Origin of the sequence: Fluviicola sp. (assembly GCF_030151805.1) — a bacterium.
In the GTDB taxonomy this organism is placed as follows: domain Bacteria; phylum Bacteroidota; class Bacteroidia; order Flavobacteriales_D; family Crocinitomicaceae; genus Fluviicola.
This window is the reverse complement of the sequence record NZ_JASLCN010000504.1, coordinates 1-8,999: the sequence shown is the minus strand read 5'-3', so window position 1 is coordinate 8,999 and position 8,999 is coordinate 1. Positions and strand designations below refer to the sequence as shown.

Genomic DNA, 8,999 nt, shown 5'->3' with positions numbered 1-8,999 from the left:
ATATAAAGCATCTATTCCAAAAAATGGTGGACCTCAAATACCAGATGAATTGGAAGATCCAAAAGCTTTTAAATTAAAAATGGAAACGGCAATTCAAGCAACCTTGAAGTCAGAAAAAGCAAAAGGAGAAACTTATTCTCAAGATGAAAAGGAATTAATGATTTGGTACAATTATCACTTCCTTGGACGTGGAAAGCCCACCACACATATTCAGGTCTTATCCTCTGTGAATAACGAACAGATTAAGAAAAACTTACCCCCTGTTTTCAAAGAAATTTTTGCTCGAATTTCTTCTAAATTAAAGCACCAAAGTTAAAATGAAATCGATTAAGAGAGATGATTGGACCACTGCAGACAGGCTTTCTTTAGAGGACAACGCTCTAAAGGTCGTTAAAGAATCGGCTAATTTTCTGGTGGTGGCAGGTCCAGGTGCTGGAAAAACAGAATTACTAGCACAAAAAGCGTGTTTTTTACTTCAGACGAATATTTGTAAATTCCCCCATAAGATTCTAGCAATTAGCTTTAAGCGTGATGCAGCCTATAATCTGAAGGAACGAGTAAAGATGCGTTCTGAGGAAACTTTGGCTAGAAGGTTCGATTCATTAACTTTTGACTCTTTTGCAAAACAGTTGTTAGATAGGTTTAAAAATGCGTTACCTAAAGAATATATAGTTTCTGAAAACTATGAAATTGTTTTTGGTGATCAAAAAATACTTGACTTTTACCGTGATGAAGATGAGGATTATTTTAATTCTACAGGAAATGATATAATATTAGATCGTCACCAAGATGTTTTACCTTTTGAATTAACCACATCAGAAGATAAAATTAGATTTCAGGTTTGGAAAAGGATGCTACAAGGTCCAAAGCCAGTTTTATCATTTAAAATGATAATGCGTTTAGCAGAATTATTAATGAACTCTAACCTGTTTATCAAAGAATTTTTACAGAGAACATATCATTATGTTTTCTTAGATGAATTTCAAGATACTACAGAGATACAGTATTCTTTTTTCAAAAGTTGTTTTTTGAATTCTAGTAGTCTATTCACTGCTGTTGGGGATGACAAACAAAGAATAATGCTCTGGGCTGGGGCTCAGTCTAGTATCTTTGAAGATTTCATCAAAGATGTAAATGCAAAGCGCATTCCATTGGAAATGAATTTTCGATGTGCACCAAAGTTGGTTACTTTATTGAATCATTTGACAATTCATTTATTGGGTAAGACCGATTTAGCAAATCCATCTACAAAATGGGATTCTGAACAAGGTGAATGTTCGGTTTACATCTTTGATAATCCAAATGAAGAAATGCAAATTTTATTTAGTGATGTCCAAGACTGGATCCAGACCGATAAAGTTAATCCAAGAGATATTTGCATTTTAGTCAAGCAACAATTGACCCAATATGCCGGGGAATTAATTGACTACTTTAATGAAAATGGAATTAAAGTAAGAGATGAAAATAAATTGCAGGATATACTGACAGATGATATCTCTAATTATATTATTAATGTATTGTATGCAGCTTTTCATAAAGATTCAGGTATTTATCGTCAGAATGTATTTCAGTTTTTGATCAACCTTCATACAGAAAGTGAGGATGAACAATTACTTCGGTTGGAAAACCGGATTTCAAACTTTATAAAGAAAATTAGAAAAGATTATGGAAGTATTAATCTCGATAAAAACATTATCCAGACTTTAATTACTGAGATCATTGATTTTGCAGATAAAGACAGAATAAGAGCGTATTTTCCAATTTATAAGAACGCAAAATATTTAGATGATGCGATATCAGAAATCGAGAATATTTTTACTGAATATTATGAAAAAGACAATGATATTATCTCAGCTCTAGATATGCTCATTGGAAAAGACACTATTCCTGTTATGACAATACACAAGAGTAAGGGATTAGAATATCATACCATTGTCTTTATTGGTTTAGAAGACGGCGCCTTTTGGTCCTTTGAAAAGCAACCTGACGAAGATAAATGTGCCTTTTTTGTTGCTTTATCTAGAGCAAAGGAGCGTGTTGTTTTCACATTTAGTAAAGAAAGAAAGGATAAATATGGAAATAATAGGATTCAGCGCTTTGACAAGATAGAGGTTCTTTTTCAAGAATTAGAAAATTCCGGATTGGTCAATATTGAAGAGAGAAAACTTTTATCAGATTAATAATTCTAAGAATTAAAATTGAATACAGACGTTCAAATATCATTAGACTTCTACGCCTACCGTTGGCCCAAGCAGGAATTTTTCCCGCTGAATTTGTCTGCTCACCAACGGATGGTTCAAACCATTGTCTATAACGACATACTTGAAAGCGAAGAATACTTGATTTTGACAGGATTTACCTCTTTGTCTAACTTAATTGACTTTTTTGGATCAGAAGAATTCGAGCGATTGAAAAGGGTACGAATTCTGATCGGTTTTGAACCTAATATCCGTGGAAGAAAAGGATACTCAATGGTGAAACTGGATAAAGAGATCAAAGAATACTGGCTCAAAAAAGGACTTTCAATCATGTATGGGGGATCGGTAATTAATCTAATTGAAAAGATCAATCAAAAGAAAGTTGAATTTAAATATTTAGACAAACTACACGCCAAGTTGTATGTCGGTGATCAATATGCAATTTTAGGCTCTTCCAACTTCAGTAAAAATGGATTGAATGACCAAGATGAAGCCAATATTCGAGTATGCAGAAATGTACCTAATGAACAAAAACAATATGAAGGGATTCAATTAATCGGAAATAGTTATTGGGAAGACGCTGCTGATTACAATGCAAAAATGATTGATTTGTTGAAAAATCTGATTCAACAAGTATCTTGGCAGGAAGCTTTGGCTCGCGCAATAGCGGAAATGTTGGAGGGAGAATGGTTAACTTCTTACAGGGAAATTCTCGAGAAACTGCAAAACGCGAATTTATGGCCTACGCAGTGGAAGGGGCTAGCCCAAGCAATGACTATCCTTCAAAGTCAATCTAATGTACTCATAGCAGATCCAACGGGTGCTGGCAAAACTAAGATGTGTACGTCTATTGTTCTTTCCTTACAGCATTGGTTATTTGAATCAGGAAGAAATCACCATACGAATGCTCTTGCGATTTGTCCTCCATTAGTAGTAAAAAAATGGAATACGGAATTCCAGGAACAAGAGAAGATCAATTCGGTCATATCGATGGGACTTTTAAGTAACGCTACGGAAGAACGAAAAAAAGACATTGAAAGAAAACTTCAAATAGCTCACATTTTAACTGTTGATGAAGCTCACAATTATTTATCGCAATATTCTAATCGTACGGAAACATTAAAACAAAACCGGGCAGGATTCAAGTTATTGGTTACAGCTACTCCAATCAGTAAGAAACTTGAAGATTTATTACAGTTAATCGAATTGTTGGATATTGACAATTTAAGTGATGAGCAATTTTTAATCTTTGAAGAATTAGTTCAGAAAAGGAATAAAAAGACTGAGCAACATATCCAACAATTACGTGATTTTATCAGCACATTTACTGTTAGACGTACCAAACGAGCTTTGAATACTGAGATTCGAAAAGAACCAGATAAATATCGGAATAGCTTAGATAATAACTGTAAGTTTCCTAATCAAATTGCTGAAACCTATGAAACAAAAGAAACAAATAAAGACAAAGAAATTGTTGCAGAGATTACCGAATTGGCCAAACAAATCCATGGGATAACTCACCTTACAAAATTCAGTAAGCCTGAATTTGAATTAACGAATGAAGAAAGTAAAGAAGCTTATATAAAAAATCGAATCAGAGCTGGCCAGGCACTTTGTATTTATCAAATTAGAGCTGCATTAAGATCATCTCATGTAGCTTTAGTTGAACATATTGAAGGAACAAAAGCAGCCGAAAATCATTTTCAATTTGAAGGGAAATCAAATCAATCTGGAGACAAAATCGCAACGATTCAGAGAATTCTTGAAAAAGACGAACTACCTAAGAAGAGTAACATCTTTAAAAATGAATATTTCCCTGAATGGTTGACGAATCGAGAGCTATATGTCCAAGCATGTCAGAGAGATTTATCTATATATCATCAAATTTCAACTCTCGCAAAAAAGTTGTCGGGAAAAAGAGAAGAAGGAAAATTGCAGCAATTAATAAATATTCAGAAGAATCATACACATGTACTTGCATTTGATAGTACTGTGATTACTTTATATTATTTGCGAAAATTATTCAAGGAAAAATACAAGGACCAAAATATACTTATTGCTTCGGGGAGTGAGAAAGATAAGGATAGTAAGAAGGTTTTGGAAGTTTTTAGTCTAAACTCGACCTTAACGGAACCTATTATTGCTTTGTGTTCAGATAAAATGTCTGAAAGTGTCGATCTACAGAAAGCATCAGCAGTAGTACTTTTGGATTTACCTAGTGTTTTAAGAATTGTAGAACAACGCATAGGAAGAGCAGACCGAATGGATAGTTTTCACGATTCAATTACAGTATTTTGGCCTAATGATTCCGAAGAATATTCACTAAAAGCAGATAAACGAATAATCGATACAAATGCTCTGGTGGATAAGCTATACGGAACAAATGTTCATATTCCGGAACTGCTGAAAGATAGACATTTTGCTAACACTGATTCGGTATCAGAAATGATGGATGAGTTCAAGGAATTCAATGATAAACAAGAATCCTGGGAAGGAGTGAATGATAGTTTTCAATCATTTGTTTCGCTGAAAGAAGGAGAGAATGCTTTGATTACCGAAGAGGTATATAATCAATACAAAGGAATAGAGGTTAGTATTAGAACAAGGGTTTCATTTGTAGGAAGTGAACATGATTGGTGTTTCATTGCTTTAAAAGGAGATAAAGAGCGTAGTCCTAGATGGTACTTTATTGATTCAAAGGATGAGGTACATGGTCACTTACCGGATATTTGTCAATTGCTTAGGGATAGCGTTTTTAAAAAGTCTAATAGTTTGGAATGGCAGCAAACTTCATTGGAACACTATATTAATCTTTTCAAACAAAAAGAGCGTGAATTACTTCCTCCAAAGAAAAAACGTGCTCTAGAGGTAGCTGAGCATATCTTAACACGTCAGCGAAAGCGAAAGGAAATTTCGCATGAAGAAGGTGAAGTAATTGATCAACTGCTCAAGTTTTTTTCTAGGAAGCTTGAATTTATAGTCGACTACGAACACTTTGCAGATGAGTGGATAATAGTTCTACAACCTTATTTGAATGATAAAAGAGCGAATCAAGGACGAAGAAAGAAACTTTTCAATTTAAACAATTTGAAAAACGATAAAAATATCATTTTCAATGAGAAGGTCTTATTGAAAATCGTGAACAACACCCGATTCACAGAAGACATTGACAGTAAGATTGCTTCTTGCATTATTGGGGTTGCAAATAAGCAATAAGAACTATGGATTTAATATCAAAGATTAAAAACGAGCAAATTGAAATTTTTCAAAAATCTCTTTTAGCTGGAGTTATAAAAGAGCATAGTGAAGTCATTTGGTGTGATTCACTTGGTGACTTTATGAATAATGATGTTCGCAAATCAACTGATTTTAAGGAACTTTTTGATACTCTAAAAAGTATGAATGGTCCTGTTCTTTATTGGTTTGAGATCCTTTCTGAAAACACTCACGAGGAAATTAGACAAAAGCTAATTGAATACAAAAATACATCAGGTGTTAGGTCAAATTCTGCAATGTGGAAATACACTATTCCAAATTCAAAATATCTCTATGTAGGAAAGGTTAAAAAGGGAGTTTCTGGCCGTATTGTAACACATTTGGGGTATAGTAAAAACCCATATACATCGGGTTTACAATTATTCCATTGGTCCAAAGGAATGAATTTGAAACTGAAATTAAATGTAATGGAATTTATTCCTGAAATGGCAGATCTTATGGGAGTAATCGAATTAAAGGTTGCGCAAAATCTACATCCGATTATTGGAAAGCATTAAAACAACTCTCATTAATACTATATGCTATGGACGAAAAAGAGTATTATCTTATCAGTGAACAAAAACGGCTTCCGTTGCGTTGTCCCATTTTGAATTATTGTACAAGACGAGCGGATACAATTTATATTTTTTCAGATTACTACAAACATTATCCAAATGAAGATGGAATTGATCTTTTACAGAAAAAAGGTGTTCTAAATGACGACTTTAAAGAAAAACAGATTCAAGTTCAAGGTGAATCAATACATATGATCAAAGGTAATTCCAATATGTACTTTTCAGGTGCATGTCCGGAAGTAAATTTATTTGATGGAATGAATGCAATGATTCCAAAAGTTGCTTGTACAGCAGGAGATTACGACAAATACTATCAAGAACCGAAAAGTAGAGCTCTCAAATGCCAACATTATTCTGAATGCCCCGAGTTTAGTTATTATATGTTCAATCAGAAGAAAAGTAATAACAAAAAGAGAAAATCAATTCCGGCAAAAACAAAAGCCTTACTTCAGAAAGAGATTAATTCCACTTGTCCTTTATGTCCGAATGATGATATAGGGCACTTCCAAATTCATCACATCGATGAAAATCCTCAAAATAATGAAATGGGTAATCTTTTAATGTTGTGCCCTACCTGTCATTCCAAAATAACTAAAGGCGACATTTCACGTGATACCGTTATTGAATTGAAGGTTCGTTTGACAGACAATACTAAAAAATAAAAGGTCAGTCTTATTCTAGTGCTTTATCTTAAAATCTAATAAAATGGATATAATTGAATTTCATAAATCAACGGCAAAAGAACTACTTGCTTTAAAGAATAGAGTTCGAAACTTAATACAACATTGGGGTGAAGACGGAAGACACCATGAAGTGATATTGAAAACAATGATCGAACGATTCCTCCCGGAAAAGTATCGTATTGGAACTGGATTTGTGGTTCAACCGACACACGAGAGAGGTGATCATCAAGCCTCAAAGCAAATCGATCTCATTATTTATGATACCGCATATCCCGTTCTATTCAAGGAAAATGATTTTGTAATTCTGACGGCGGATGCGGTTGTTGGAATTATTGAGGTCAAAGCCGACTTATTGAATCAAAACTATGGAAACGTAGTTCGGATATGCAATGAAAATGGAAAGTTTATTAATAAGGCATTCGTAGGAAAACCTCATTTGATTTTTAACGGAATATTTTCATTTGAATCTTCTGTACATAATATTGATGTTATCGCTGAAAGAATATTAGATGCTCGAGACAACCTAAATGATATTGAGTGGAATAAATACTGTGTGAACCATATCTCATTTAACGATAGTTATTTTTATAAACTATGGAATCTAGACCTCTCAAATGCTTACAATCCCAACTGCATTTATGAGATTAGCGAATTATCCTTTTCCTTTTTTATTTCGAATTTGATCGCATTTATAACTCACAGATCTGTTGAAGAAAATGATAATTTGTGGTTCCCCGTGGATAAAAGTATTCAAATGGTAAAAAGGTTTTAATCTTTAGTAATTTTTAGAAGGCGTTTTGAGAATAGTTCTTAAACTGAGGCTATATGTTTTCAATATTGTTTCGAGTGATGTATATTTGTTAGAAGTAATAGAATAGTAGTTTAATCAGTATCATGAGTAAATTAAAAGGAATTTCTAAAGAATCTAAGGGATTGTTTAGAAATTCAAAGAACAGTTAGGAGTACAATATTACCCTTTTTAGTGCCCAACTTTAGATTTACCATTAAAAAATACTGATATTCAATTGTTTATCTATTTGCAAATTCCCCCTTTGGAGGGGGATAAAGGGGGAGGAAAACACTCATATACAAATCTGCAATCAGGTAATCTTTCAGAACCTAGTGTGATGGCGGGCCTCCAAACGGTGAACCTCCGAATCCTCCCTCCTGCGGTCGTGTTTCTTTCGTTTCGGGAGCTTTTGTTCCGAAGTTGCGGATGTTATAAGTCACTGTGAACATGTAATACCTGTTCAACACGTTCGATTTCACGTCTTCGATATAGGATTCCGTGACGTTCCGTGTAATACTGTTGTTGTTGTTCAGAATATCGAATACGGAAACGCGCAGTTCCAGTTGTTTTTGCTTTAAGAGTTTATAACCGATCCCGCCGTTCCACAACATAATTGTTTGGTTGTAGCCCGAGCCCAAACCTGCGTATGCATTCACGGAATACGTACTGTTAATCACCAAACGTTCCTTGATAATCCAGTTGAAACGCGCATTGACATTGTGTACAAAGTACTCGTTCTTAGCGACGTTCTGACGGGTATTCACCACATTATTGTAGTTCAGTGTATAACCAATCGTGAAATCTATTTTCTCACTGATATTGCTTGAAATTGTTAATCCTCCGTTTGCATTGCTGGTCTTTGCTTTGTTCACTACGTTGTTGATGAGACCAGGTGCAACCGTATACGCTCCGCCCACATAGAAATTCATGTTCAGCTTCAGTTTTGTGATCGGAATTCCGTAGGAGATTGTTGTTCTCGCATTCCAGCTTCCATCCAGGTTCACCGGCTGACGAAATTGTGCTCCGCGCTGCAACAACACGTTCCCATTAATAACCGTATCACTGGTTGCGATGATCGTTCCGTTGGAAATGTAATTGCTGTTCATTTCCCCTCCGAAGAAGATGTTGAAGTTCGTTGCTTTCTGGATATTCGTTGCATTGAAGCGCCCGAATACCCGGTGATTGTATTGCTGCTTCAAATCGGGATTCCCGGAGGATAATGACAGCGGATTTGAGTTGTCTATCACATTCTGTAATTGGTCAATCGTTGGATTGCGTGTTCCTGCACGGTAGTTCAGCATCAAACTTTTCGACTTCGTGAAATCGTATTTGAAGCGTACATTCGGCAGGATTGAATTAAACGACAGGTTCACATCGCGGTCTGTTGGAAATTGCTGTGTATTCATCAGGAGTGTATTCTGATAACTCAATCCCAATTGCAAAGTCGTTTTATTCTTCTGAAAACGGAAGTTCGTTCCTCCTTCCTGTACGATTGTCT

Annotated in this window: 7 protein-coding genes; 6 read left to right on the top strand and 1 reads right to left on the bottom strand. The window is 34.8% G+C overall.

All coding sequences use genetic code 11. The features are described from left to right. From Q1V93_RS19075 to Q1V93_RS19050, 6 genes are all read left to right on the top strand, one after another. A partial coding sequence (locus Q1V93_RS19075) for a hypothetical protein (RefSeq protein WP_300667032.1) occupies positions 1–316 on the top strand: 316 nt, incomplete at its 5' end. A gap of 1 nt (position 317) precedes the next feature. Beyond that, positions 318–2,180, top strand: coding sequence for an ATP-dependent helicase (locus Q1V93_RS19070; protein ID WP_300667031.1), 1,863 nt, complete (start codon positions 318–320; stop codon positions 2,178–2,180). 18 nt (positions 2,181–2,198) lie between these two features. Next, the gene (locus tag Q1V93_RS19065; protein ID WP_300667029.1) at positions 2,199–5,414 is read left to right on the top strand and encodes an SNF2-related protein; all 3,216 of its coding nucleotides are present in this window, start codon (positions 2,199–2,201) and stop codon (positions 5,412–5,414) included. Positions 5,415–5,419: 5 nt separating this feature from the next. Further along, positions 5,420–5,971, top strand: coding sequence for a hypothetical protein (locus Q1V93_RS19060; protein ID WP_300667027.1), 552 nt, complete (start codon positions 5,420–5,422; stop codon positions 5,969–5,971). Positions 5,972–5,997: 26 nt separating this feature from the next. After that, positions 5,998–6,690: an HNH endonuclease signature motif containing protein gene (locus Q1V93_RS19055; protein WP_300667024.1), complete on the top strand. Its 693-nt coding sequence runs from the start codon at positions 5,998–6,000 to the stop codon at positions 6,688–6,690. Between the two features lie 43 nt (positions 6,691–6,733). Then, positions 6,734–7,483 carry a DUF6602 domain-containing protein gene (locus Q1V93_RS19050; RefSeq protein WP_300667022.1) on the top strand — a complete coding sequence of 250 codons (750 nt, stop codon included), beginning with the start codon at positions 6,734–6,736 and terminating at the stop codon, positions 7,481–7,483. Between the two features lie 347 nt (positions 7,484–7,830). Here the strand turns inward: Q1V93_RS19050 and Q1V93_RS19045 are convergent. Then, positions 7,831–8,999: TonB-dependent receptor (locus Q1V93_RS19045; protein WP_300667020.1), on the bottom strand; the 1,169-nt coding region annotated here is incomplete at its 5' end.

Bases quoted from the DNA above. Each gene is read 5' to 3' on its own strand.
- Q1V93_RS19060 (WP_300667027.1), top strand. From the start codon at position 5,420: ATGGATTTAATATCAAAGATTAAAAACGAGCAAATTGAAATTTTTCAA.
- Q1V93_RS19055 (WP_300667024.1), top strand. From the start codon at position 5,998: ATGGACGAAAAAGAGTATTATCTTATCAGTGAACAAAAACGGCTTCCG.
- Q1V93_RS19050 (WP_300667022.1), top strand. From the start codon at position 6,734: ATGGATATAATTGAATTTCATAAATCAACGGCAAAAGAACTACTTGCT.
- Q1V93_RS19070 (WP_300667031.1), top strand. From the start codon at position 318: ATGAAATCGATTAAGAGAGATGATTGGACCACTGCAGACAGGCTTTCT.